At 63.8% G+C, this 25,154-nt stretch carries 18 protein-coding genes; 13 read left to right on the forward strand and 5 right to left on the reverse strand.

The window, feature by feature from the left end:
• Positions 1 to 61: 61 nt before the first annotated feature.
• Positions 62 to 946, forward strand: coding sequence for a 1-aminocyclopropane-1-carboxylate deaminase/D-cysteine desulfhydrase (locus M1D87_RS07805; RefSeq protein ID WP_123084801.1), 885 nt, complete (start codon positions 62 to 64; stop codon positions 944 to 946).
• Here M1D87_RS07805 and cybB read toward each other — a convergent pair.
• Both cybB and M1D87_RS07815 read right to left on the reverse strand, forming a co-directional pair.
• Positions 937 to 1,482, reverse strand: a complete 546-nt coding sequence (cybB, locus tag M1D87_RS07810) for a cytochrome b561 (RefSeq protein ID WP_013971622.1) — start codon at positions 1,480 to 1,482, stop codon at positions 937 to 939. The two genes, M1D87_RS07805 and cybB, sit on opposite strands and share 10 nt — an antisense overlap.
• Before the next feature lie 425 nt (positions 1,483 to 1,907).
• Complete coding sequence (locus M1D87_RS07815) at positions 1,908 to 2,840, reverse strand: DUF1853 family protein (RefSeq protein WP_123084802.1); 933 nt, start codon at positions 2,838 to 2,840, stop codon at positions 1,908 to 1,910.
• Between the two features lie 88 nt (positions 2,841 to 2,928).
• Between M1D87_RS07815 and M1D87_RS07820 the strand changes: the two genes are divergently transcribed.
• The 11 genes from M1D87_RS07820 (at position 2,929) to M1D87_RS07870 (ending at position 14,969) form a co-directional block, all read left to right on the forward strand.
• Complete coding sequence (locus M1D87_RS07820; RefSeq protein WP_013971624.1) at positions 2,929 to 3,819, forward strand: NAD(+) kinase; 891 nt, start codon at positions 2,929 to 2,931, stop codon at positions 3,817 to 3,819.
• Positions 3,819 to 4,790 carry a metallophosphoesterase gene (locus M1D87_RS07825; RefSeq protein WP_013971625.1) on the forward strand — a complete coding sequence of 324 codons (972 nt, stop codon included), beginning with the start codon at positions 3,819 to 3,821 and terminating at the stop codon, positions 4,788 to 4,790. Before M1D87_RS07820 ends, M1D87_RS07825 begins: the two co-directional genes overlap by 1 nt.
• Complete coding sequence (locus M1D87_RS07830) at positions 4,787 to 5,674, forward strand: rhomboid family intramembrane serine protease (RefSeq protein ID WP_023662506.1); 888 nt, start codon at positions 4,787 to 4,789, stop codon at positions 5,672 to 5,674. Before M1D87_RS07825 ends, M1D87_RS07830 begins: the two co-directional genes overlap by 4 nt.
• A gap of 13 nt (positions 5,675 to 5,687) precedes the next feature.
• Positions 5,688 to 5,948: a YeaC family protein gene (locus M1D87_RS07835; protein WP_003260154.1), complete on the forward strand. Its 261-nt coding sequence runs from the start codon at positions 5,688 to 5,690 to the stop codon at positions 5,946 to 5,948.
• Complete coding sequence (locus M1D87_RS07840; protein ID WP_123084803.1) at positions 5,945 to 6,775, forward strand: DUF2797 domain-containing protein; 831 nt, start codon at positions 5,945 to 5,947, stop codon at positions 6,773 to 6,775. The genes M1D87_RS07835 and M1D87_RS07840 overlap by 4 nt, the downstream gene beginning before the upstream one ends.
• Before the next feature lie 13 nt (positions 6,776 to 6,788).
• Positions 6,789 to 9,446: an aminopeptidase N gene (gene pepN / locus M1D87_RS07845; protein WP_123084804.1), complete on the forward strand. Its 2,658-nt coding sequence runs from the start codon at positions 6,789 to 6,791 to the stop codon at positions 9,444 to 9,446.
• Between the two features lie 267 nt (positions 9,447 to 9,713).
• Positions 9,714 to 10,733: a WD40/YVTN/BNR-like repeat-containing protein gene (locus M1D87_RS07850; protein ID WP_123084805.1), complete on the forward strand. Its 1,020-nt coding sequence runs from the start codon at positions 9,714 to 9,716 to the stop codon at positions 10,731 to 10,733.
• 20 nt (positions 10,734 to 10,753) lie between these two features.
• Positions 10,754 to 13,129 carry an efflux RND transporter permease subunit gene (locus M1D87_RS07855; RefSeq protein ID WP_024086538.1) on the forward strand — a complete coding sequence of 792 codons (2,376 nt, stop codon included), beginning with the start codon at positions 10,754 to 10,756 and terminating at the stop codon, positions 13,127 to 13,129.
• Positions 13,130 to 13,280: 151 nt separating this feature from the next.
• Complete coding sequence (locus M1D87_RS07860) at positions 13,281 to 13,571, forward strand: DUF5629 family protein (protein WP_013971631.1); 291 nt, start codon at positions 13,281 to 13,283, stop codon at positions 13,569 to 13,571.
• Positions 13,537 to 14,667 (forward strand): lactonase family protein, encoded by a 1,131-nt coding sequence (locus M1D87_RS07865; RefSeq protein WP_259677087.1) that lies wholly within the window; start codon positions 13,537 to 13,539, stop codon positions 14,665 to 14,667. Before M1D87_RS07860 ends, M1D87_RS07865 begins: the two co-directional genes overlap by 35 nt.
• Positions 14,668 to 14,789: 122 nt before the next feature.
• Positions 14,790 to 14,969 carry a hypothetical protein gene (locus M1D87_RS07870; protein ID WP_039614541.1) on the forward strand — a complete coding sequence of 60 codons (180 nt, stop codon included), beginning with the start codon at positions 14,790 to 14,792 and terminating at the stop codon, positions 14,967 to 14,969.
• A 146-nt stretch (positions 14,970 to 15,115) separates the two neighbouring features.
• On the opposite strand, the gene M1D87_RS07875 is transcribed toward M1D87_RS07870, so the two are convergent.
• Genes M1D87_RS07875 through M1D87_RS07885 form a run of 3 tightly spaced genes read right to left on the reverse strand, consistent with a single transcriptional unit; the run spans position 15,116 to position 20,585 of the window.
• A complete protein-coding gene (locus tag M1D87_RS07875) occupies positions 15,116 to 15,709 on the reverse strand; it encodes a glutathione S-transferase (protein WP_061552326.1) in 594 nt (197 codons plus the stop codon).
• A complete protein-coding gene (locus M1D87_RS07880; protein ID WP_421091702.1) occupies positions 15,706 to 19,350 on the reverse strand; it encodes an AAA family ATPase in 3,645 nt (1,214 codons plus the stop codon). The genes M1D87_RS07875 and M1D87_RS07880 overlap by 4 nt, the downstream gene beginning before the upstream one ends.
• Positions 19,347 to 20,585 (reverse strand): exonuclease SbcCD subunit D C-terminal domain-containing protein, encoded by a 1,239-nt coding sequence (locus M1D87_RS07885; protein ID WP_123084808.1) that lies wholly within the window; start codon positions 20,583 to 20,585, stop codon positions 19,347 to 19,349. Before M1D87_RS07885 ends, M1D87_RS07880 begins: the two co-directional genes overlap by 4 nt.
• Positions 20,586 to 20,892: 307 nt before the next feature.
• On the opposite strand from M1D87_RS07885, the gene M1D87_RS07890 reads away from it, so the two are divergent.
• A complete protein-coding gene (locus tag M1D87_RS07890) occupies positions 20,893 to 25,149 on the forward strand; it encodes an RHS repeat-associated core domain-containing protein (RefSeq protein WP_421091701.1) in 4,257 nt (1,418 codons plus the stop codon).
• Positions 25,150 to 25,154 lie beyond the last annotated feature (5 nt).

The following is a 25,154-nucleotide window of genomic DNA, read 5'->3' on the forward strand; positions in this document are numbered from 1 at the left end:
TGAACCCGCTCCCACAGGGACGCAAAAGCAGCCCCCAGGCTTTCACTGGTAAACTCGCGCGATGCACTTTGACCTCCCCCCCCTGCAGCCCCTGATCCTGCCCTGGCTGCAACAAGCCCAGGTAGAAGCCGCCATCCTGCGCCTGGACCTGATCGATCCGCTGATCAGCGGCAACAAATGGTTCAAGCTACGCCATCACCTGCAACAGGCCAGCGCCAGCAACGCCCCGGGCCTGATCAGCCTCGGCGGCAACCATTCCAACCACCTGCACGCCCTGGCCGCTGCTGGCAAGCGCTTCGGCTTCGCCACTGCCGGCCTGCTGCGTGGTCACGCCCAGGACACGCCAACCGTGCGTGACCTGCAGACGCTGGGCATGGAACTGCACTGGCTGGGCTATGGCGGCTATCGCGCACGAAACCAAGCGGGTTTCTGGGACCCTTGGCAGGCACGCTACCCGGGTTGGCACTGCATCCCCGAAGGGGGAGGCGGGCTTGCCGGTGCACAGGGTTGCGCGCTGATCATGCAGCAGGCACGGGCGCAGATCGCGGCGCTGGGCTGGTCGGGCTACGACGCCTGGTGGCTGGCTACCGGAACGGGGACTACCTTGGCCGGTCTGGTAATGGCCGAGGCGGGCGCACATGTGGTGCATGGTGCATTGGCGGTACCCAGGGACCATGGCGTGCCGGAGGCGGTAGCAGCACTGGCCGGCGCGCATGGCTACCAGCTGCACGACGCCTGCCGTGGCGGTTTCGGCAAATTCGACGCTGATCTGCTGGCGTTCATCGCTGATTGCGAGCGGCACACAGGCGTGCCGCTCGAAGCCCTCTACACCGGCAAGGCTCTGCTGGCCCTGCGTGAGCAGGTCGAGGCCGGGCTTTTCGCGCCCGGCACCCGCCTGATCGTGGTGCACACCGGCGGCCTGCAGGGCCGGCGCGGTTACTTGTAGGGCAGCATGCGCAGCAGCGTGTTGTCGCGCTGCACATAGTGGTGATAGAGCCCGGCCAGCGCGTGCAGGCCAATCAGCCAGTAGCCCCAGCTGCCGATGCGTTCATGCCAGCCTTTGATGAACTTGGCCTGGTCCGGGTTCGGGCCGATCAGGTGCGGTAGCTCCAGGCCGAAGAACGGCACTGGTTTGTCTGCGGCGCTGAGGATCAGCCAGCCGGCCAGCGGCAGGATGATCATCAGCAGGTACAACGCCAGGTGCATCAGGTGCGCGAGGCCGGTCTGCCAGGCCGCAGGCTTGGGCACGATGGGTGGAGTCGGGCGGCTCAGGCGGATGGCCAGGCGCAACCAGACCAGCACGAACACGCTGAGCCCGAGCATGAAGTGCAGGTCCTTCATCAGGTTGCGTTCGACGCTGTCCTTGGGGAACAGGCCACGCAGTTCGATTAGGGCGTAGACAGCGGCCAGCAGCACCAGCATCAGCCAGTGCAGGGCGATGGACAGGCGCGCGTAATGGGTCGTGGGGGTGGATGAAACCATGATCGGTCCTCGTCATCAGGTCGGAATAGCGCTCTTGCCGGCGCTCAGGAAGTACTGTAGTGGCTACGGGGTAACAAATCTTTGCGCCAGGTCTGTGAAAATTGTGTTGTCTGCACCGGCCCTTTCGCGGGTGAACCCGCTCCCACAGAACAACACATGAATCATTGGTTCGGCGAGGTTCTGTAGGAGCAGCCTTGTGCTGCGAAGAGGCCGGGGCTGACAAAGCCTGTCTATTGGCTGTACTGGCCTCTTCGCAGCACAAGGCTGCTCCTACAAAGGACGCGTCAGACGAGCGATATTGGTTCTCTGCGCGAAAGCGCAGCCCAAAGGGCTGGGCAATCTCCCACAGGCACAGCGCTGAGCCAGAGACCTGTGCAGTACCTGTGGGAGCGGGCAAGCCCGCGAAGAGGCCGGAACAGCCTGCATCATGCCTCGGGTGTAAATGGCCAACTGTCAGCCACCAGAAACACCCGCTCGGCCTCCTGCCACGCCCCGTCAGCCTCTTGCTCCAACCTCACCAGCAACTGCGCCGGAGCCTGCCGTTCCAGCACATGCAGCCACGCCGCAAACTGCTCCACCGCCCAGCACTCATGCGCCTCGACCCGCGCCGGCGCCAGCCAGGCATGCCGTTGCAGCGGCTGCCATTGCTCACCTTCGCCCATGACCCAGTCCCGCCGCCGCAACCAGCGCCCGCGCAAGTGCTGCGGGTTGGCGCCCTGTGGTGGCTGCGCATGCCCGGGCCACGGGTAGAACAGATAGCCACCCAGCCACACATGCGCCTGCACCTGCTCCACCCCCAGCCGGGCCAGCACCTCGCGGCTGTGTGCCCCCGCCGACATGGGCAACTGGTGCCGTGCCAGGTGCGCCAGTTTGCTTCCCAGTCGGTCATGGCAGCCTGGCCCTAGCCAGGCGTCGGGGTCGTGCCCGGGGTGTTCCGGACCCAGGTACAGCTTGATGGCCAGTTCCAGGTGGTGCACACCATCGCGGTCGCGCAGCACCACATCCAGCTCGCCCAGGGTGCGCCCGCCTTCGCGAATCGCCAGGTTGGCCGCCAGCAGTTCGATGCCCGGGGCCTGGCCCAGGGCGAATTGCCACAGCCGTTCGTAGTAGTGCCCCAGGCGCCGGCTACCCAGCTGCGCCAGCCAGTCGCGCAATGGGCGGTCATCGTCATCCAGCGCCCGCAGCCAGTCTGCCAGGCGCTGTGGCTGGTCCGCCCACAGGCTGCCCGCCAGCGGGTGGCGCTGGGGGCAGGGCGGGGTGCTGAGCAACGGGGGCGACAGCAGGGCCCAGGCCAGGTCGCGCACGTTGGGGCGGCGTAGCTGCCGGGGCAGGTCGTGGAGCAGGTCGAATGGCATCATCCTGCGAGCATAGCCGGTTTGCCGCTACCCGGTGGTTTCGCCCATAATCGCGGCATAGTCACCCGCCGCAGAGCCTCGCAGGAGCCCCATGGAGCAATTTCGCAATATCGGTATCATTGGCCGCCTTGGCAGCTCCCAGGTGCTCGACACCATTCGCCGACTGAAAAAATTTCTTATCGAGCGCCACCTGCACGTGATCCTCGAGGACACCATCGCCGAAGTGTTGCCTGGCCATGGCCTGCAAACTTCCACCCGCAAGCTGCTGGGCGAGGTCTGTGACCTGGTCATCGTGGTCGGCGGCGACGGCAGCCTGCTGGGCGCCGCCCGCGCCCTGGCCCGGCACAACATTCCGGTACTGGGCATCAACCGTGGCAACCTGGGCTTCCTCACCGACATCCGCCCCGACGAGCTGGAAGAGAAGGTCGCCGAAGTGCTCGACGGCCACTACCTGGTGGAAAACCGCTTCCTGCTGCAGGCCGAGGTACGCCGCCACAACGAAGCCATCGGCCAGGGTGATGCGCTGAACGATGTGGTGCTGCACCCGGGCAAGTCCACGCGCATGATCGAGTTCGAGATCTACATCGATGGCCAGTTCGTCTGCAGCCAGAAGGCCGACGGCCTGATCGTCGCCACCCCCACCGGCTCCACCGCCTACGCGCTGTCGGCCGGCGGCCCGATCATGCACCCCAAGCTCGATGCCATCGTTATCGTGCCGATGTATCCGCACACCCTGTCGGGCCGGCCGATCGTGGTCGACGGCAACAGCGAACTGAAGATCGTGGTGTCCAAGGACCTGCAGATCTACCCGCAGGTATCCTGTGACGGCCAGAACCACTTCACCTGCGCCCCCGGCGACACCATCACGGTGAGCAAGAAACCGCAGAAGCTGCGCCTGATCCACCCACTGGACCACAATTACTACGAGGTCTGCCGCACCAAGCTCGGCTGGGGCAGCCGGCTGGGAAGCAGGGACGACTGATGCTCGATCCGGCGCGTAGTTTCGACATCATCGGTGACGTGCACGGTTGTGCGCTGACCCTTGAACGCCTGCTCGACGCCCTCGGTTACAAGCGTGTGGCAGGCGTGTGGCGCCACCCGCGGCGCCAGGCGCTGTTCCTTGGCGACATCGTCGACCGCGGGCCACGCATCCGCGAGGCGCTGCACATCGTCCACGACATGGTCGAGGCCGGCCAGGCGTTCTGCATCATGGGCAACCACGAGTACAACGCGCTGGGCTGGGTCACCCCGGCACTGCCTGGCAGCGGCAAGGCCTTTGTGCGCGAGCATACGCCACGCCACGCCCGGCTGATCGACGAAACCCTGACCCAATTTGCCCACCACCCCGCTGACTGGCACGACTTCGTCAACTGGTTCTACGAATTGCCGCTGTTCGTCGACGCCGGGCGTTTCCGCCTGGTGCATGCCTGCTGGGACCCGCGGCTGATCGAGCCGCTGCGCCAGCAGTACCCCGACGGGCGCATCGACGAACACTTCATCCAGGCCTCGGCGGTGAACGGCAGCTTTGCTGCCACCGTGTGCAACCGCCTGCTGCGCGGCACCGACATGCGCCTGCCGGACGGCCTGACCCTCACCGGTGGCGACGGCCTGACCCGTGCCTTCTTCCGTACCAAGTTCTGGGAAGAAGACCCGCAAACCTACGGCGACATCGTGTTCCAGCCAGACGCCCTGCCCGCGGAAGTGGCCAGCACCCCGCTCAGTCATAGCCAGAAGAACGCCTTGCTGCGCTATGCCGAAGACGAGCCCATGCTGTTCGTCGGCCATTACTGGCGCAGCGGCCGCCCGGCGCCGATCCGCGCCAACCTGGCCTGCCTGGACTACAGCGCCGTGCTCTATGGCAAGCTGGCAGCCTACCGGCTGGATGATGAAACCCGCATCGACCCGCACAAGTTCGTCTGGGTCGACGTCGACCGCCCACAGGCCAACCAATGAACATTATCGAAGTGATGCGCCTGCCGCTGTCGGTCGACCTCAGCGGCTTCGTTCACCTGCTGCAGCGCCTGCAGGTGCCGCACCGGGTCAGCGAGGAGGGCGATGCCCAGGTGCTCTGGGCCCCCGACACCCTGGCAGCGGACGTCCGCGAACTCTACCAGCGCTACCCCGACGGCAACGCCGACCTCGAACTTGCACAGGACCCTGTGGGAGCGGGTTTACCCGCGAATAGCCCCACACAACCCTCCCTGGCAGAACAGGCCAAAGCCTGCAAAGTCACCACTATCACCCTGCTGCTGTGCTTCATCGTCGCCGGCCTCACCGGCCTTGGCGACAATTTCACCACCATCAGCTGGTTCACCTTCCTCGATTTCCGCGTCCAGGGCGACTACCTGTACTTCAGCCCGCTGGCGCAAAGCCTGGACCAAGGCCAGTGGTGGCGCCTGGTATCGCCCATGCTGCTGCATTTCGGCGTGCTGCACCTGGCCATGAACAGCCTGTGGTACTGGGAGCTGGGCAAACGCATCGAATTGCGCCAGGGCCCGTGGGCGCTGCTGGGCCTGACCCTGCTGTTCAGCCTGGTGTCCAACCTGGCCCAGCACTACAGCAGCGGGCCGAGCCTGTTCGGTGGCCTGTCCGGCGTGCTGTACGGCCTGCTCGGGCACATCTGGCTGTACCAGTGGCTGGCACCCGACCGTTACTTCAACCTGCCCAAGGGCGTGCTGGTGATGATGCTGATCTGGCTGGTGGTGTGCCTGAGCGGCGTGATCGACACCCTGGGCCTTGGCCAGATCGCCAACGCTGCCCACGTCGGCGGGCTGCTCATCGGATGCCTGACCGGGCTCTTGGGTGGGGCGCTTGCCCGGCGTAAACTGTCGGCTTGAATCAGGAGACACTATGTCCACTTTCGCGCAAATGATCGAAAACATCACCCCGGAAATCTACGAGAGCCTGAAACTGGCTGTGGAAATCGGCAAATGGTCGGATGGCCGCAAGCTCACTGCCGAGCAGAAAGAGCTGTCGCTGCAGGCGGTAATCGCCTGGGAGATGAAAAACCTGCCCGAAGACCAGCGTACCGGCTACATGGGCCCGCAGGAGTGCGCCTCGAAGTCCGCGCCGATCGCCAACATTCTGTTCAAGTCGGACTCGGTACATTGATCGAACTCGCTCGTGGCTCGTTGAGCAAGATGGCGGTAAGCCTGCAGGCGCCAGTGGTGCAGTACAGCTTTCGCCTTGATGACACGCAGGTGCCGGTCAACCCGTTTATCGGCCAGCGCCTGCGCCTTGAGTACCTTGGCGCCATTCACTGCAGCCATTGTGGCAAGCGCACCAAGACTAGCTTCAGCCAGGGTTACTGCTACCCGTGCATGACCAAACTGGCCCAGTGCGACGTGTGCATCATGGCCCCGGAAAAGTGCCACTACGACGCCGGCACCTGCCGCGAACCGTCGTGGGGCGAACAGTTCTGCATGACCGACCATGTGGTCTACCTGGCCAACTCGTCGGGGATCAAGGTCGGTATCACCCGCGCCACCCAGCTGCCCACCCGCTGGCTCGACCAGGGCGCCACCCAGGCCCTGCCGATCGTGCGCGTGGCCACCCGCCAGCAGTCCGGCCTGGTCGAAGACTTGCTGCGCAGCCAGGTGCCGGACCGCACCAACTGGCGCGCCCTGCTCAAGGGCGATGCCGAGGAGCTCGACCTGGTGGCCATTCGTGAACAGGTCTTCGACGCCTGTGCCGGTGGCCTGCGCGAGCTGCAGGGGCGCTTCGGCCTGCAGGCGATCCAGCCGCTGGCCGACGCCGAAGTGGTGCAGATGAAGTACCCGGTCGAGGCCTACCCATCGAAGATCGTCAGCTTCAACCTCGACAAGGACCCGGTAGTGGAAGGCACGCTGCTGGGCATCAAGGGCCAGTACCTGATCTTCGACACCGGTGTGATCAATATTCGCAAGTACACGGCCTACCAGTTGGCCGTGCTCCAGTAAAAAGGACCTGCACATGCGTACCGAACAACCGCAAGTGATCTACCTCAAGGATTACCAGGCGCCCGAGTACCTGATCGACGAGACGCACCTGACCTTCGAGCTGTTCGAGGACCATACCCTGGTTCACGCGCAACTGGTCATGCGCCGCAACCCGGCACGCGGTGCCGGCCTGCCGCCACTGGTACTCGATGGCCAGCAGCTGGAGCTGCTGCGCGCCTCGCTGGATGACCAGGAACTCCAGCCGGGCGACTACCAGCTCGACGCCGACAGCCTGACCCTGCAGCCCAAGGCCGAGCATTTCACCCTCGACACCAGCGTGAAGATCCACCCCGAGAGCAACACCGCGCTGGAAGGCTTGTACAAGTCGGGCAAGATGTTCTGCACCCAGTGCGAGGCCGAAGGCTTCCGCAAGATCACCTACTACCTCGATCGTCCGGATGTGATGAGCACCTTCACCACCACGGTGATCGCCGAGCAGCATCGCTACCCGGTATTGCTGTCGAACGGCAACCCGATCGGCAGCGGGCCGGCAGACGATGGTCGCCACTGGGCGACCTGGGAAGACCCGTTCATGAAGCCGGCCTACCTGTTCGCCCTGGTGGCCGGTGACCTGTGGTGCGTCGAGGACAGCTTCACCCGCCAGTCCGGCCGTGACGTGACCCTGCGCATCTATGTCGAGCCCGAAAACATCGACAAGTGCGACCACGCCATGGTCAGCCTGAAGAAGTCCATGCGCTGGGACGAAGAAGTCTATGGCCGCGAGTACGACCTGGACATCTTCATGATCGTCGCGGTCAACGACTTCAACATGGGCGCCATGGAAAACAAGGGCCTGAACATCTTCAACTCCAGCTGTGTGCTGGCCCGTGCCGAAACCGCCACCGATGCCGCCCACCAGCGCGTCGAAGGCGTGGTCGCCCACGAGTATTTCCACAACTGGTCGGGCAACCGCGTCACCTGCCGTGACTGGTTCCAGCTGTCGCTGAAGGAAGGCTTCACGGTGTTCCGAGATGCCGAGTTCAGCGCCGACATGAACTCGCGCACGGTCAAGCGCATCGAAGACGTGGCCTACCTGCGTACTCACCAGTTCGCCGAAGACGCTGGCCCCATGGCCCACCCGGTGCGCCCGGACAGCTTCATCGAGATCTCCAACTTCTACACCCTGACCGTGTACGAGAAGGGCGCCGAAGTGGTGCGCATGGTTCGTACCCTGCTGGGCGTCGACGGCTTCCGCAAGGGCAGCGACCTGTACTTCGAACGCCACGATGGCCAGGCGGTGACCACCGACGATTTCATCAAGGCCATGGAAGACGCCAACGGCGTCGACTTCACCCAGTTCAAGCGCTGGTACAACCAGGCCGGCACCCCGCGCCTGGAAGTCAGCGAGGCCTATGACGCGGCCGCGCAAACCTACAGCCTGACCTTCCGCCAAAGCTGCCCGCAGACCCCGGACAAGGCCGAAAAGCTGCCGTTCGTGATCCCGGTGGAGCTTGGCCTGCTGGATGCTGCAGGCAACGACCTGCCGCTGCAACTGGCCGGCGAAGATACGGCGCAGGGCACCAGCCGCGTGCTGTCGGTGACCGAGGCCGAGCAGACCTTCACCTTCCAGGGTATCCAGGCCAAGCCGCTGCCGTCGCTTCTGCGTGGCTTCAGTGCACCGGTCAAGCTGAGCTTCCCCTACGACCGCGACCAGCTGATGTTCCTGATGCAGCACGACAGCGACGGCTTCAACCGCTGGGAGGCGGGGCAGCAGTTGTCGGTGCAGGTGCTGCAGGAGCTGATCGGCCAGCATCAGCGCGGCGAGGCACTGAAGCTCGACCAGCGCCTGATCACCGCCCTGGGCACCGTGCTCGGCAACGAGTCGCTGGACCCGGCCATGGTTGCCGAAATGCTCTCGCTGCCGGGTGAGGCCTACCTCACCGAGATCAGCCAGGTGGCCGACGTGGACGCCATCCACGCTGCCCGCGAGTTCGCCCGCCAGCAGATCGCCGAGCAGCTGTTCGACGCCCTGTGGGCGCGCTACCAGGCCAACCGCGAAGTGTCGCGCAGCACCGCCTACGTGGCCTCGGCCGAGCATTTCGCTCGCCGCAGCCTGCAGAACATCGCGCTGTCGTACCTGATGCAGAGCGGCAAGCCGCAGGTGCTGCAGGCGACTTTGGAGCAGTTCGAGCACTGTGACAACATGACCGAGCGCCTTACCGCCCTGGCCGTGCTGGTCAACTCGCCGTTCGAGGCCGAGCGGGCCAAGGCGCTGGAAGCCTTTGCCGAGCACTTCAAGGACAACCCGCTGGTCATGGACCAGTGGTTCAGCGTGCAGGCGGCCAGTACGCTGCCGGGCGGGCTGGCGCGGGTCAAGGCGCTGATGCAGCACCCGGCGTTCACCCTGAAGAACCCGAACAAGGTACGTGCGTTGATCGGCGCCTTTGCCGGGCAGAACCTGGTCAACTTCCATGCGGCGGATGGCTCCGGCTACCGCTTCCTGGCGGACCTGGTGATCGAGCTGAATGCGCTGAACCCGCAGATCGCTTCGCGGCAACTGGCACCGCTGACCCGCTGGCGCAAGTATGACGATGCGCGTCAGGCCCTGATGAAGGGCGAGCTGGAGCGGATTCTGGCTTCTGGTGAGTTGTCCAGTGATGTGTATGAAGTGGTGAGCAAGAGCCTGGCTTGAGTTTTCCGTAGCCTGAACCGACCTCTTCGCGGGTAAACCCGCTCCCACAGGTACTGCACCGCTTTCATGGGCTGTGCAGGACCTGTGGGAGCGGGTTTACCCGCGAAGCTTTTGGAGCCGACAACAAAACATAACACCCCGCCCGTTGTGTTCCCGCAAATATCCCCGCTACGATCCCCTCAAGCTATTGCGGGCCTCTAGATCAGGCTTTTCGCAGTACCTGCAGTGCATTGACCCACCAGACAAGAACACAACAGGGGGACAGTCATGAGGGAACAGAACAGGCGCTTTGCCTGGCCATTGGCAGCCAGCGCGGTACTGGCGCTGGGGCTCGGCGTGTGGGCTGACAGCGTGCAAGCCGCTTCCGCCGACGAATATTCCACCGAATCGGCCAAGGCCAGCCAAAGCCTGCTGATCGACGCCACCCATGCCGGTAAGCGCCTGGTGGTAGTGGGCGATCGCGGTCATATCCTGTTCTCCGACGACCAGGGCAGAACCTGGACCCAGGCGCGGGTGCCCACCCGGCAACTGCTGACCGCGGTGTTCTTCCTCGACGACAAGCGCGGCTGGGCCGTCGGCCACGATGCGCTGGTGCTCGCCAGCAGCGATGGTGGTGCCACCTGGAGCAAGCAGTTCGAAGACCTGCCCCGCGAAGCACCCTTGCTCGATGTCGCCTTCCTCGACGCCCGGCACGGCTTTGCCGTAGGTGCCTACGGCGCCTTGCTGGAAACCACCGACGGCGGCCAGCACTGGCAGGACGTGGCCGAGCGCCTGGACAACCCCGACCAGCTGCACCTGAACGGTATCGCCCAGGTGCGTGACGCGGGCCTGTTCATTGTCGGCGAGCAGGGCGGCATGTTCCGCTCAGCCGACAACGGCCAGACCTGGGCCAAGGTTCAAGGCCCCTACGAGGGCTCGCTGTTCGGCGTGATCGGCACTGCACAGCCGCGCACATTGCTGGCCTACGGCCTGCGCGGCAACCTGTTCCGCTCCACCGATTTCGGTGACAGCTGGCAACCGATCGAGCTCAAGGCCGCACGTGGCACCCTCGAATTCGGCCTGGCAGGCGCTACGCTTGTCGAGGACGGTAGCCTGGTGCTGGTCGGCAATGGCGGCAGCGTGCTGCGCAGTACCGATGACGGCCAGACCTTCAGTGTCTACAACCGCGCCGACCGAATTGCCCTGGCCGGCGTCAGCGGCCTGGCCGATGGCGGCCTGCTGCTGGTAGGGCAGGGTGGCGTGCACCTGGCTGACCCGCAGGGTGCTGACCAGGAGGTGCGTCCATGACCAGCAGGGAGAGCATCACCATGCACCCGCATCACCAGGACAAGGCCACGTTGCTCGAACGCCTGATCTTCAACAATCGCCCCGTGGTCATCGCCCTGTGCGTGCTGGTCAGCATCTTCCTGTTCTGGCAGGCCACGCAGATTCGCCCGTCCACCAGCTTCGAGAAGATGATCCCGCTGCAGCACCCGTTCATCGAGCAGATGATGGAGCACCGCAACGACCTGGCCAACCTCGGCAACACCGTGCGCATTTCGGTGGAGGCCGTGAATGGCGACATCTTCGACAAGGACTACATGGAGACCCTGCGGCAGATCCATGACGAAGTGTTCTACATCCCTGGCGTCGACCGTGCCGGGTTGAAGTCGCTGTGGAGCCCCAGCGTGCGCTGGAGCGAGGTCACCGAGGAAGGCTTCTCGGGTGGCGAGGTGATTCCCAACACCTACAACGGCTCGCAGGACAGCCTCGACACCCTGCGCGACAACGTGCTCAAGTCTGGCCAGGTGGGGCGACTGGTGGGCAACAACTTCAAGTCCAGCATCGTCGATGTGCCACTGCTGGAGAGCTACCCCGACCCGCAGGACCCAGGCAAGCAGGTGAAGCTGGACTACCAGCAGTTCTCGCACCAGCTTGAAGAAAAGATCCGTGACAAGTTCCAGGCGCAGAACCCCAACGTGAAGGTGCACATCGTCGGCTTCGCCAAGAAGGTCGGCGACCTGATCGACGGCCTGGTGATGGTGGCGATGTTCTTCGGCGTCGCCCTGGCCATCACCTGGGTGCTGCTGTACTGGTTCACCTGGTGCATCCGCAGCACCATCGCCGTGCTCATCACTACCCTGGTGGCAGTGGTCTGGCAGTTGGGCCTGATGCATGCAGTGGGCTTTGGCCTGGACCCGTACTCGATGCTGGTGCCGTTCCTGATCTTCGCCATCGGCATTTCCCACGGGGTGCAGAAGATCAACGGTATCGCCCTGCAGTCGAGTGACGCCGACAACGCCCTGACCGCCGCCCGGCGCACCTTCCGCCAGCTGTTCCTGCCGGGGATGATCGCCATCCTCGCCGACGCCGTGGGCTTCATCACCCTGCTGATTATCGACATCGGCGTGATTCGTGAACTGGCCATCGGTGCTTCCATCGGTGTGGCGGTGATCGTGTTCACCAACCTCATCCTGCTGCCGGTAGCGATCTCGTACGTCGGCATCAGCAAGAAGGCCGTCGAGCGCAGCAAGCAGGACGCCACCCGCGAGCACCCGTTCTGGCGCCTGTTGTCGAACTTCGCCAGTGCCAAGGTGGCGCCGGTGTCGGTGGCCCTGGCGCTGGTCGCCTTCGCCGGTGGCCTGTGGTACAGCCAGAACCTGAAGATCGGCGACCTCGACCAGGGCGCGCCGGAGCTGCGCCCCGACTCGCGCTACAACCAGGACAACAACTTCATCATCAGCAACTACTCGACCAGTTCCGACGTGCTGGTGATCATGGTCAAGACCCCGCCGGAAAGCTGCTCGATCCACTCGACCATGGCGCCGATCGACGAGCTGATGTGGACCATGCAGAACACCCCGGGCGTGCAGTCGGCAATTTCCCTCGTGACCGTGTCCAAGCAGGTGATCAAGGGCATGAACGAGGGCAGCCTGAAATGGGAAACCCTGTCGCGCAACCCGGACATCCTCAACAACTCCATCGCCCGCGCCGACGGCTTGTACAACGGCGACTGCTCGCTGGCGCCGGTGCTGGTGTTCCTTAACGACCACAAGGCCGAAACCCTGGAGCGGGTCACTGCCGTGGCCAAGGCGTTTGCCGACAGCCACAACAAGGAAGGCCTGCAGTTCCTGCTGGCGGCGGGCAATGCCGGGATCGAAGCGGCGACCAACGAGGTGATCAAGTCGGCCGAGCTGACCATCCTGATCCTGGTGTACATCTGCGTGGCGGTGATGTGCCTGATTACCTTCCGCTCGTTCGCCGCCACCCTGTGCATCGTCCTGCCGCTGGTGCTGACCTCGGTGCTGGGCAACGCGCTGATGGCCTACATGGGCATCGGGGTCAAGGTGGCGACCTTGCCGGTGGTGGCGCTGGGTGTGGGCATTGGCGTGGACTATGGCATCTACATCTACAGCCGGCTGGAAAGCTTCCTGCGCGCCGGGTTGCCGTTGCAGGAGGCGTATTACGAGACCCTGCGCTCGACCGGCAAGGCAGTGCTGTTCACCGGCTTGTGCCTGGCCATCGGCGTGTGCACCTGGATTTTCTCGGCGATCAAGTTCCAGGCGGACATGGGGTTGATGCTGACCTTCATGCTGCTGTGGAACATGTTCGGTGCGCTGTGGCTGCTGCCGGCGCTGGCAAGGTTCCTGATCAAGCCTGAGAAGATGGTGGGCAAGGAGGGGGGCTCCATTTTCGCTCATTGAATTGCCGGGGGCCGCTTTGCGGCCCATTCGCAGCACAAGGCTGCTCCTACAGAAGGTTCGCGGTCCCCCTGTAGGAGCAGCCTTGTGCTGCGAATGGGCTGCAAGGCAGCCCCAAGGCTATAATGCCAACTCATTTCAGATTGGTACCCCCATGTCCCCCCTCGCCACCGCCCTGCAGTCCTGCGACATGCTCCTGATCGACGGCCTGCACGCCTTCGACTTCACCTCCGATGAATCCGGCCTCACCATCGAATGCATGGACGGCCGCCAGCTCCGCCGCTGGACCTTCACCCCCGAGCAGATCACTGCTGCCATCGCCGTGGGTGACGAGTGGCAACTCGACGATGCCGACGGCGCGCATCGGCTAGTCTGTATGAGTGCCTTTCGCGCCCCGGATGATGACGAAGATGAATCGGATCTGGACGAGCCTGCTGACCGCTAGCCTGATGAGCCTGACCATCCATGCCCACGCCGCCACCTTGCTGGTGGGCAGTTACACCGATGGCGCCAGCCAGGGCATCTACCGCTACGGGTTCGACGAAAAGACCGGTCATATCGACCCGTCGCCGCAGCAGGTGGTGGAGAGTGTCAGCCCTTCGTGGCTGGTATTGTCGGCCGATCAACGCCAGCTGTTCGCGGTCAATGAAACCCCGAACGGCCATGCCAGCAGCTTCAGCGTCAGTGCAAAAGGCGAAATCAAGCCCATCAACCAGGTGCCCAGCCAAGGTGACGAGCCTACCCACGCCAGCCTCAGCCAGGACCAGCGTTATCTGTTCGTCGCCAACTACGCGGTCAAGCCCGATCCCGGCGGCAGCCTGGTGGTAGTCCCGGTGGCCAAGGACGGCAAGCTCAAGCCGGTGGTGCAACAGGCCCGGCACAAGGCGAGCGGGGTCAACCCCGAGCGCCAGGCTAGCGCCCATGTGCATTCGCTGGTGCTGTCACCGGACGGCCGCCACCTGTATGCCAGCGACCTGGGTGCCGACAAGGTGTTCATCTACCGCTACGACGGTGCCAGCGCAGACCACCCGTTGACGCCGGCGATCCCCGCGTCGGTGGACCTGCCGCCGGGCAGCGGGCCGCGCCACCTGTTGTTCGACGCCAAGGGTCGGCACGCCTACCTGACCTTGGAAATGAGTGCCGAAGTGGTGATGTTCGACGTGCAGGAGGGCAACCTGGTCGAACGCCAGCGCCTGCCCCTGACCGAGAGCAAGGAAGCTGCGGCGAAAGCGGCAGGTGGCTTGCACCTGTCGGCAGACGGGCGCTTCCTGTATGTGAGCAACCGAGGCACGGCCAACGAGATCGTGGTGTTCAGCGTGGGCAAGCAGGATGGCCAGCTGACGTTCCTGCAGCGCCGTTCGGTGGAGGGGGATCATCCCCGCGAGTTCGCCCTCGACCCGAGTGACAACTTCCTGCTGGTGGCCAACCAGAAGAGCAACCAGATCGTAGTGATACGCCGCGATCCGCGCAGCGGCAAGCTGTTGGAGACGGTGCAGACGCTGAAGCAGGATGCGCCGTCGGACCTGAAGTTCATCGAGTGATATCGATCGGCGTGATAGTCGATACTGGCGCAATGAATTTTTGCCTGCGGCTTCGGCGGCGTAAGTTTGACCCAAGGCCCAAACGGGCCAACGTCAAACCACCGCCGTCGAGGTCAGCCCAGATGAACTTCAATCTCTTCCCGGTCATTGCCGCATCCGCCATTTCCGCTTCGGTCGTATTGCCAGCGCATGCCCATGCCGACAGCAGCGGCAAGGCGTCCGCTACCCATAGCTACACCGAACAGTACCTGCGCCAGAGTGCCAATTTCCATGCGGCATTGAGTGGCAAGCACACCCATTGAAGCTGACTCGGTCCCTGTAGGAGCGGCCTTGTGTCGCGAAAGGGCCGCAGAGCGGCCCCGGCAATTTCTGCTGTGACGCAAAAACCTGGGGCCGCTGCGCGCCCCTATCGCGACACAAGGCCGCTCCTACAAGGGATCGCGTGAAGCTACCTGGCCATGACTGACCTGAACAGCTCCGAAGCCAACCACCCCTCCAGCCAGCTCCGCACCCGCGGATAAGCCGCCTCGGCGAACCACTGCGGTTCGACCCCGGCAAACTGGCGCATCAGAGGTAGCAACGCGGCATCGGCAATGCTCGGGTGCGTGGCCAGCAAGTAGGGCCTGCCTGCCAGCAGGCCTTCGAGCTCCGCCAGCCAGGCCTCGGCCTGCTGGCGGTAATGCTCGCGGGTATGCTCGGGGTAGCGCTCGGCATACTTGTACAGGTTCACCTGCGCCTTGAACGTGCTGTCGTTGCGCGCAATCAGTGTTTCAGCCTGCTGCGCCGCCGCAGGGTCGGCCTGCAGCCGCCAGTCCTGGGGGTCGTTTTGCGCCAGCGCCCAGCGCATGATGTCCAGGCTTTCTTCGAGCACCCCGGCACCGGTATCCAGTACCGGCACCGTGCCCTTGGGTGACAAGGCCAGCAGTTCTGCCGGCTTGTTCTTCATCGCTACCTCGCGAATCTCCACCTCGCACCCCGCATAGCGCAGGGCCAGGCGCGCGCGCATGGCCCAGGGGCAGCGGCGGAACGAGTAGAGGATCACCCGCACACCTCCACGTCACTCAGGCCATTGCCTTGGCGGCGCACCTGGATCTGCACCGGGATGCGTTCGTGCATTTCCTGCACGTGGGAAATCACCGCCACCTTGCGGCCCTGGGCCTGCAAGCCGTCGAGGGCGTCCATGGCCAGTTGCAGCGACTCGGGGTCGAGGCTGCCGAAGCCTTCATCGATGAACAGCGATTCGATGCGCAGCGTGCTGGAGGCCATCGAGGCCAGGCCCAGGGCCAGGGCCAGCGACACCAGGAAGGTTTCCCCGCCAGACAGCGAGTGCACCGAACGCAGTTCGTCACCCATCTCGGTGTCCAGCACCAGCAGGCCGAGGGCGCTGCCGCCGCGCTTGAGGCGGTAACGGCGGGCCAGCTGGCGCAGCTGGGCGTTGGCGTGGTGCAGCAGCAGGTCGAGGTTGTAGCCCTGGGCGATCTTGCGGAACACATCGCCAGAGGCCGAGCCGATCAGGGCGTTCAGGCGAGCCCAGCGTTGCCACTGCTGGTGGGCCTGTTCGATTTCCGCCGCCAGCGCCTGGTGCGCCTGTTGGCGACGCTGGTCATCGGCCTGCTGTGCACGCAGTTCGGCGCATTGCTGCTCATGGCCGGCCAGGCGTTCGCGCAGTTCGGTCAGGGCCTGTTCCAAGGCGTCGGCCGAGGTGTCCACAGTCATTTGCGCGGCATGTTGCTGCAGGCGTTGTTCACGTTCCTGCAGCAGCACGCGGTCCTGTTCGATGGCCTTTTCGGCGCCTTGCAGGCGCTGGCGCAGCTCATTTACCTGCGCGTCCTCCATGCCCAGCAGGCGATCCAGGCCGGCGTCGTCCAGTTCCGGGTGTTCTGCGCGCCACTGGGCGATCTGGCCCTGCAACTGCTGGCACTCGGCGTCCAGCGCCTGCTGCTGCTGGGTGTTGGCCTTGAGTTCGCTGGCCAGTTGCACGCCTTGGGTACGCAAGTCCTGCAGGCGCTGGGCAGTGTCGGCATCGAGGGCGCGGGCCTGCTCCAGCGCGGTGTCCATGTGCTGTTGCCAGGCTTCGGCGCTGGCGTGCTCGCCCAGCAGTTCGCTGAGCGAAGCCTGGGCCTGTTGGCGCTGCTCGTCGAGGGCGGCAAGCTTCTGCTGCAACTGCTGCAGGGTCTGCACGCGCGCCTGTTGCTGGTCGCGCAGCTTGTCCAGCTGGGCCTGGCGGGCTTGCTGTTCTTCCTGTTCCTCCTTGCGCTGCTCCAGTTGCTGCAGGCGCAGGGCGATCTGCTGGTCCAGGGCGAGGAAGGCATTGGCCGGGTCGTCGTTCAAGGCCTTGAGGGCCTCTTCGGGCAACACGCCGGCAAGGTCCTCAAGGCCTTGCTGCAACTGCTGCTCGTCGCTGGCCAGGGCCTGGTGCTGTTGCTCCAGGTGGCGCTGGGCCTGCTGTTGCGCCTGCTGGGCGGCCTGCAATTGCTGGTTGAGACGGGCTGCATCTTTTTGCAGGGCGAGCAGGGCGCTCTGGCGTTTCTCGTCCTGGCCGATTTCTTCGTCCAGGCGCCGCAGCTGGCTGTCGAGCCAGGCACTGCGGGCATTGTCGTCCTGCGGGGCCAGGGCGGGCCACAGGCTGTGCGCCTGCACCTGGGCCACCAGCGGTTGTAGCTGCTCGCCCAGTTGCTGCTGTTGCTGCTGGTAATCCTTGAGCTGGGCGTTGACCACGCCCAGCTGGGTGCGCAGCTCCACAAGCTTGCTGTTGAGGGTTTCGACCTGCTTCTGCGCGGCGTCTTCCTCGGCCTGGTCATGGCGACCCAGGCTTTGCAGCAGCGCGTCAGGCTGGTGGAACGGGTGCTCGGCGCTGCCGCACACCGGGCAGGGTTCGCCGTCGCGCAACTGGCCGCGCAACTCTTCGACGCTGGTGTTACGTGCCAGGCGCTGGCGTTCCAGCAACTGGCGGGTGAGGTTGAGCGCTTGCTCGGCGGCTTCCAGCTCGGCCTTGGCGGCGGTGCCTTCGGTAATCAGTTGCTGGCGCTGCTGCATGGCCTGCTGCTGACGCACGCGTACGGCCTCCAGCTGCTGGCGCAGTTCCAGTTCACGGCCATGCAGACGTGACAGCTCTTCCACGGCGCGCTGCTGCTTGCGGTTGTCCTGCAGCATGCCACCCAGCAGGTCGATCTGTTCTGCCAGGGCCTGGGGTTCGGCCTTGGCTTCGCGGAACAGCAGCTCGAAGGCATCGCGCTCGGCCTGCAAGTGCGCATTGGCCTGGCTGGCCTGGGCCTGTAGGCCGGGCAGCTCTTCACGGCCCTTGGCCAGGCGGCCACCGATCAGCATCACTTGCTTCAGTTGCGGCAGGTAGGCGTGCCAGGCATTGGCCAGGTCCGCCAGATGCTGGCTGTCGGCGAGCGCGGTGTCGATCTGCGCCAGTTGCTGCAGGCTGCGCTGCTGGTTGTCTTCCAGCTGCTGCAGGTGCTGTTGGCCTTCGGCGACCTGCTGCTCGGCCTGCTGACCGGCGCTGCGCTGTGCTGCCAGCTCCTGCTCCAGGCGGGCCAGGTTGTCCTGGGCGGCAAAGGCCTGGCGCAGGCGAGGGGCGTTCTCGCTGTGTTGGGCCTGGCTATCGGCAAGCGCCTGACGCGCGGCGTCCAGTGCCTGTTCGAGCTCGCTGGTGCGCACTTGCAGCTCGGCTTGCTGCTGCTGTTGTTCGGCGATCTTCGCTGCCAGCGGTGCCAGTTGCGCGGTCAGTGTCTGCTGGCGGTGGAACTGGTGACGCTGCGGGGCCAGGCGCTCCAGGCGCACCAGGTCCAGGCGCTGGTCAGCCAGTTGTTGCCAGTCCTGTTCGGCGGCCTGCAGCGCGGTGCCGGCTTCGGCATGCTGGGCCTGCAACTGGCGCTGCTCGTTCAGCCAGTTGCGTTGCTGTTCCAGCTGGCGCTCGCCAGCCTGGTCGGCCTTGAACTGCTGTTGCGCCTGCTCCAGGCGCTGGTCGAGCTCGGCGCGCGCTTCGGCGGCCATCGGCAGCAAGTGGCTGGCACGGTCCTTCAGGGCATTGTGGGCCTCGCCGGCTTCGCGTGCCTTGCTGAAGGCCCGCTGGCCCAGGCGGGTGTAGATGGCGGTGTTGGTGAGCTTTTCCAGCAGCTCGCTGCGTTCTTTGTCGTCGGCCTTGAGGAAGGCGCCGAATTCGCTCTGGGCCAGCATCACCGCGCGGGTGAACTGTTCGAAGTTCAGGCCCAGGCGGGCTTCGACCAGTTGTTTGTACTCGTTCTTGCCGCTGCCCAGTACCTGCTCGCTGTCCAGGTCGTAGAGGCTCTGGCGGCTGTGCTGCAGCTTGCCGTTGGCCTTGTCGCGGGCGCGGTTGGCTTCCCAGCGGGCGCGGTAGCGGCGGCCATCGATGCCGACGAAATCGACTTCGGCAAAGCCGCTGCCGGTGCCGCGGCGCAGCAGGTTGCGCGGGTCGGAGGTAGGGATTTCACCGTCTGCATCCGGCACCTTGGCCTCGCGGCCAATGTCGTTCAGCCGTGGCACGGTGCCGAACAACGCCAGGCACAGGGCGTCGAGCAGGGTACTTTTGCCCGCCCCGGTAGGCCCGGTGATGGCGAACAGGCCGGCGCTGGCCAGCGGTTCGGCGGTGAAATCGATATCGACCGGGCCGGCCAGGGATGCCAGGTTCTTCAGGCGGATGGCGAGAATCTTCATGGCTGTTCCTCTTCCTGCTGCACGTCCTGCAACAGCAGGGCGAAGTCGGCCAGCGCCTGTTCGTCGGCGGGGTTGCCATAGGCCTGCTCCCAGGCGCGGCTGAACAGGTCCTGCGGGGTCATCTGGGCCAGTTCGACAAAGGCCAGGTCATCGTCTTCGGCATTGTTGCGGCTGGCGTATTCGGCACTGATGCGGATCAAGCGCACGGCCTTGCCTTGCAGTGCGGTTTCGATCTGCTGGCGCAGGTCGGGTTGCGGCTCATCCAGTATTACCCGCACCTCCAGCCAGGGCTGGCGGTTGGGGTCTTCGAGCAGGTCGATCACTGGCAGCTCGGCCAACTGCTCCAGCAGTTCGCCCAATGGTGCCGGGCCGACCCGTTGCAGGGCCACGGCGCGCGGTACCGGGCGCGGTTCGACGCTGACCAGGCCAGTGCCGTCCAGCTCCACTTCCAGCACTTGGTGCGGGTAGTTGATTTCGGCGAACGACAGCGGGATCGGCGAGCCGCTGTAGCGGATGCGTTCTTCGCGGTTGACCTTCTGCGGCTTGTGCAGGTGGCCCAGGGCGACGTAGCTGATGGCCTTGTCGAACAGCTTGGCTGGCAGCGCTTCGGCGTTGCCGATGATCAGGCTGCGTTCGGAGTCCTCCGACACCGCGCCACCGGCCATGTGCGCGTGGCTGATGGCGATCAGCGCCTGGTCCTTCTTGCGCTTCTTTTGCGCGGCGGCGATCAGTTGCTGGTGCACCTGGGTAATGCCTTGCAGGTAGTCGTCACCCAGTTGCGGGCCGGTCACCTCGGCCGGGCGCAGGAAGGGCAGGGCCAGGCACCAGGCGGCGACCTTGCCACGGCCGTTGGTCAGCGGAATCAGCAGGCGCTCGGCATCCAGCTGGCCCTCGTCCAGCCAGTGCACACGGCCCAGGGCATGGGTGCGCAGGCGGCGCATCAGTGCCGCGGGCAGCTCGATGCGCGAGCCGGAGTCGTGGTTGCCGGCGATCATCACGATGTCCAGCTTCGGCTGTTGCTCGTGGGCCTGGACGATGAAGTCGTAGAGACGTTCCTGGGCTTTGACCGGCGGGTTGACCGTGTCGAAGATATCGCCGGCGATCAGCAGCGCATCCGGCTGGCGCAGGCGCAGCTGGCCGAGCAGCCAGTCGAGGAAGCAGGCGTGTTCGAAGTCGCGTTCCTGGCCGTGCAGGCTTTGGCCCAGGTGCCAGTCGGAGGTATGAAACAGACGCATGGATGACCTGTTGGTGTCGAGTCGAGCAAGCGGGGGCTTGGCTTGGGTGATGGGTGTTGCGCAAGGGCGGTATGGTAACCCAAGCCTATGCGGCAAGGCAGTCGCTCCTGGCGGGTAAGTGCTTTCCTACAAGCAGGTCCGCGCACTGAACGCCTTGTTCATTGACGGCCTAACGGCGTTTTCCTAGCGTCCTTGGGTTTCAAGCCTCAAGGACGCAACAATGATCAAGGATCTGACCGAGCGCTCGCTGCTTCAGTCTTGTCGTTCATTCGCGTTGCACAACTTGGCCGAACAGGAGTAACCCCTCATGTTCGAAGCGGCCAGGTTTGGCGACGAGATTTCACACACCGGCGCATTGGGCGGCTTCCTGCTGGGCGCTGCCCTGGGTATCGCACTGGTGGCCACGGTGGCCATCGCCACCTTCACCTGCGGGTTAGGCGTGGCTTTGCTGGCCGGCATCGCGGCAGGTCTCGGGGGCAGCTTGCTGACCGCTGCCGGCGAGGCACTGGGCAGTCTGTTCTCATCCCCCTCAGGGACGATACTGACGGCCTCGCCCAACGTCTTCATAAATAGCCGCAAGGCCGCCCGCGTCGAGAAAAGCATCGGTGCCTGCGACAAGCACCCCGGCCCGGTGCAGATCGCCGAAGGCTCGACCAATGTCTTCATCAATGGCGTCGCGGCGGCGCGCAAGGGCGACAAGCTGACCTGCGGCGCGACCATTTCCGGGGGTTCGAACAACGTCTTCATTGGCGGTGGCACTTACCGCTACCTGCCAGTGGATGACGAAGTGCCGGAGTGGCTGCGCACCACCGTGGATGTGCTGATGGCGATTGCTGGCGCAGCCAGTGGCCTTGCGAATGTGCTCAAGATGGGTACCCAGGCCGGTATGAAGGCCGCCCTACCTTGCGCCCTGAAATTCACGGCCGGCTTCATTGCTGGCGAAGTGGCCGCCCGCTACATGGTCGAACCTGTGGCACGCAGGGTGTTGGGTGGACTGGTTGGCAACCCGGTCGACCTCACCACCGGTCGCAAACTGATCCCCGATGAAATTGACTTCAGCCTCCCGGGCTTGATGCCGATCGAGTGGTCACGTTTCTACGCCAGCGACCTTACCGTCGACAGCGTGCTCGGGCGCGGCTGGATGCTGCCCTGGGAGCAAAGCCTGCGTCGGCGGGGCTCATTCATTTACCTCACCGACAACCAGGGCCGCAAAGTTCCGTTCGTGACCCTGCAACCGGGCCAGCGCATCTACAACCCGCACGAACAGGTGTACCTGGTGTGCACCGAGGGCGGCCACTACATCCTGCAAACGCGGGACAACCTGTTCTTCTACTTCGGCGAAGTGCCAGACACCAACACCGAAGTGCCGCTGCAACGCATCGAGAACGTTCTCGGTCACTTCCTGCATTTCACCCGCACGCCTGACGGTACGCTGACCGACATCAGCGCCACCGGCGGTACCCGCGTGCACCTGCACTACGACCACCCGCTGGGCCGCCTGACCGACATCAAGCGCGTGGTGAACGACCAGGCGGTCGAAACGCTCACCCAGTACCGCTACGATGAACACGGCCAGCTGAGCGCGGTGATCAACCGCAACGGCCACACCGTGCGCAGTTTCAGCTACGCCGAAGGCCTGATGGTAACCCACAGCAACGCGCTGGGCCTGGGCTGCCATTACCGTTGGGAAACCCTCGGCGGCCAGCCGCGCGTGGTCGAGCACTGGACCACCGATGGCGAACGCTTCCACTTCCGCTACGACCTCGACGCCCGCACCAGCTGGGCCACCGATGTGCTCGGCCGTGAATTGGAAGTGCAGTACAACCCCGACCACCGGGTGATCGCCAGCCGCGACTACGGCGGCGAACGCTACGCCACCGAGCTGGACGACAATGGCAACATGGTCGACCTGACCTTGGCGGACGGTAACCGCCTGCAATTCAAGTACGACGAATTCTCCCGTCTGCTCGAAGAGACCGACCCGCTGGGCCGCAAGACCACCTACGAATATCACCACCTGACCACGCTGGTGACCCAGGTCAGTTACCCGGATGGCAGCACCTGGCGTGCGCGCTACGACGAAAAGGGCAACCTGCTCGCCGAATTCGATGCCCTGGGTCAAATGACCGAATACCTGAACAGCGACGACGGCCTGCCGCACACCATCATCGACGCGACCTACAAGTCCAAGTACCTGTGGTGGAACACGCTGGCCCAGCTCGAGCGTTACCAGGATTGTTCGGGCAAGAACACCTGGTACCGCTACGACGAACGCCAGCACCTCGTCGCGGTAACCGATGCGCTGAACCAGACCACCACGCTGGAGCGCAAGCCCGACGGTGAGGTGCTGCGCATCAGCCATCCCGACGGCACGGCGGAAACTTTCACCTACAACGACCTTGGTCAGGTGCTCGACCACACCGATGGCAAAGGCCAGATCACCCGCCTGCTACGCACTTCCCGTGGTTTGCCGAGTAACCGCCAGGACCCGAAAGGAGGTGTGGTTCGTTACGAGTACGACAAGGCCTGGCGCCTGACCGGGTTGGTGAACGAGAACAACGCCACGTACCGCTTTGCCTATGACGCCTCGGACCGGCTGACTGAAGAAGTGCGGGTGGATAACCTGACCCGGCGTTTCAGCTACAACCTCGGCGGCCATCTGACCCGGCTGGATGAGATTGGCTATGGCGAAAATGCCGAGCGGCCGGAGCGGCATATGCTGTTCGAGCGTGACAGCATTGGCCGGTTGGTCGCCAAGATCAACCGCGATGCGAGCCAGACCTTCGCGTACGACGACAGCGACCGGTTGCTGAGCATCGAGCGGCAGCCGACCGGAATCGGCAAGCAGCTAGGGATCAGCGAAGAAAAGCTGGAGTACACCTACGATTTGCTGGGCCGGCTGATCAAAGAAATCACCTCCGACGGCACGCTCGGCTACGAATACGACCCGCTCGGCAATCTGACTACGCTGACCCTGCCGGATGGCCGCAAGGTTAACCACCTGTACTACGGCAGTGGGTATCTGCACCAACTGAACCTGGACGGTCAGGTGATCAGCGACATGGAGCGTGATGACCTGCACCGCGAGGTTTACCGGACCCAGGGCAAGCTCACCAGTTGTTTCGGTTATGACGCGATGGGGCGCAAGGCGTGGCAATACGCCTCGATGCTGCCCGCCGACAAGCTCTCGCAGGTGCACAACACCGGTATCAATACCAAATTGCTGGTGGAGCATGCGTACAACCCGATTCACCGCCGTTACCAATACGACCCGGCAGGTGAACTGGTGCGTACGCTCGACAAGCTGCGTGGCGAGATCAAGTACGAGTACGAAGCGAACGGCCAGTTGCGCAGCCGCGATACGGGCTCGCTGGTTGGCAGCGAAGAGTTTCGTTACGACCCTGCGGGCAACCGCCTGGATTTCAATGCCCGGCAATTTGCCAAGTCCAGGGACAACCGCATCACACACTGGCGGGACCAGGAGTACCGCTACGACCCGTGGGGCAACCTGATCGAGAAGCGCTCGGGGCATAGCAAGCTGCAGAACTTTAGCTATGACTGCGAGAATCGGTTGGTGTGGGCGGAGACGCTGGTCAACGGCAAGTTGGAGAGTACCGGGCACTACCGTTACGACAGCTTGGGGCGGCGAATAGCCAAGCAGGCGGAAATCAACGGCAATGTCGAACAGAAGCGCTTCCTCTGGCAAGGCTTGCGGATGCTGCGCGAAGAAACGCCGGGGCAAAACATCTTGTACCTGTACGAGCCGGGTAGCTATGCACCGTTGGCACGGGTCGATCAACTGGAAGGGGAAGAGCAGAAGGTCTATTACTTCCATACTGACCATATGGGGTTGCCGCTGGAACTGACGGATAGTAATGGCGAAATAGTCTGGCAAGTCTCATATCGGTGCTGGGGGTGGACTGACAAATTTATAGTTAATAATGTTGACCAGAATCTACGGTTCCAAGGTCAATATTTCGATGATGAAACAGGCTTTCATTATAATCTGTTTAGATTTTATGAGCCTGAAGTAGGACGGTTTATCGCACAAGACCCGTCGGGGATTTTAGGTGGGGATAATCTATATGCATATGCTCCGAACCCTATATCTTGGTTGGATCCTGCTGGTCTTTCGCCTAGTAAGCTTCTTGCTGCAGCCATGGCCAAAGCCGGAAACACGGTCCCGCCAGGGTATGCCGCACACCATCTCATTCCCACTAACGTTGTCAATAAATCTAGTCTAATTCAAGAGGCTATGAAGCGGGGGTTATATAATCCGAATGGCGCAAGTAATGGTTCGCCGTTACCTACGACTTCGGCTGAGTCATTAGCCTCAGGTAAGCCATTGCACAGTGGCGGGCACTTGGGGTCATATTATGATACTGCGCGAAGCCGCTTGATGATAGCGGAGCAAAAAATTGGTAATATAGCAGCAGCCTCTGATAAAGAGTTGCTCAGAAAAATTGGAGCTGTTGAGCGTAGTATGCGTATGAGTCTCGGGTCAGATACTATTCGATTACAAAGTAGAGATCCTAGGCCAAAAGGCACCCGCTCGACATGCTAGGAGGA

It is taken from the genome of Pseudomonas sp. SA233, assembly GCF_054792385.1.

Coding starts and splice junctions, on each gene's coding strand:
- M1D87_RS07805 (WP_123084801.1), top strand. CDS start 62: ATGCACTTTGACCTCCCCCCCCTGCAGCCCCTGATCCTGCCCTGGCTG.
- cybB (WP_013971622.1), bottom strand. CDS start 1,482: ATGGTTTCATCCACCCCCACGACCCATTACGCGCGCCTGTCCATCGCC.
- M1D87_RS07815 (WP_123084802.1), bottom strand. CDS start 2,840: ATGATGCCATTCGACCTGCTCCACGACCTGCCCCGGCAGCTACGCCGC.
- M1D87_RS07820 (WP_013971624.1), top strand. CDS start 2,929: ATGGAGCAATTTCGCAATATCGGTATCATTGGCCGCCTTGGCAGCTCC.
- M1D87_RS07825 (WP_013971625.1), top strand. CDS start 3,819: ATGCTCGATCCGGCGCGTAGTTTCGACATCATCGGTGACGTGCACGGT.
- M1D87_RS07830 (WP_023662506.1), top strand. CDS start 4,787: ATGAACATTATCGAAGTGATGCGCCTGCCGCTGTCGGTCGACCTCAGC.
- M1D87_RS07835 (WP_003260154.1), top strand. CDS start 5,688: ATGTCCACTTTCGCGCAAATGATCGAAAACATCACCCCGGAAATCTAC.
- pepN (WP_123084804.1), top strand. CDS start 6,789: ATGCGTACCGAACAACCGCAAGTGATCTACCTCAAGGATTACCAGGCG.
- M1D87_RS07850 (WP_123084805.1), top strand. CDS start 9,714: ATGAGGGAACAGAACAGGCGCTTTGCCTGGCCATTGGCAGCCAGCGCG.
- M1D87_RS07855 (WP_024086538.1), top strand. CDS start 10,754: ATGCACCCGCATCACCAGGACAAGGCCACGTTGCTCGAACGCCTGATC.
- M1D87_RS07860 (WP_013971631.1), top strand. CDS start 13,281: ATGTCCCCCCTCGCCACCGCCCTGCAGTCCTGCGACATGCTCCTGATC.
- M1D87_RS07865 (WP_259677087.1), top strand. CDS start 13,537: ATGAATCGGATCTGGACGAGCCTGCTGACCGCTAGCCTGATGAGCCTG.
- M1D87_RS07870 (WP_039614541.1), top strand. CDS start 14,790: ATGAACTTCAATCTCTTCCCGGTCATTGCCGCATCCGCCATTTCCGCT.
- M1D87_RS07880 (WP_421091702.1), bottom strand. CDS start 19,350: ATGAAGATTCTCGCCATCCGCCTGAAGAACCTGGCATCCCTGGCCGGC.
- M1D87_RS07885 (WP_123084808.1), bottom strand. CDS start 20,585: ATGCGTCTGTTTCATACCTCCGACTGGCACCTGGGCCAAAGCCTGCAC.
- M1D87_RS07890 (WP_421091701.1), top strand. CDS start 20,893: ATGTTCGAAGCGGCCAGGTTTGGCGACGAGATTTCACACACCGGCGCA.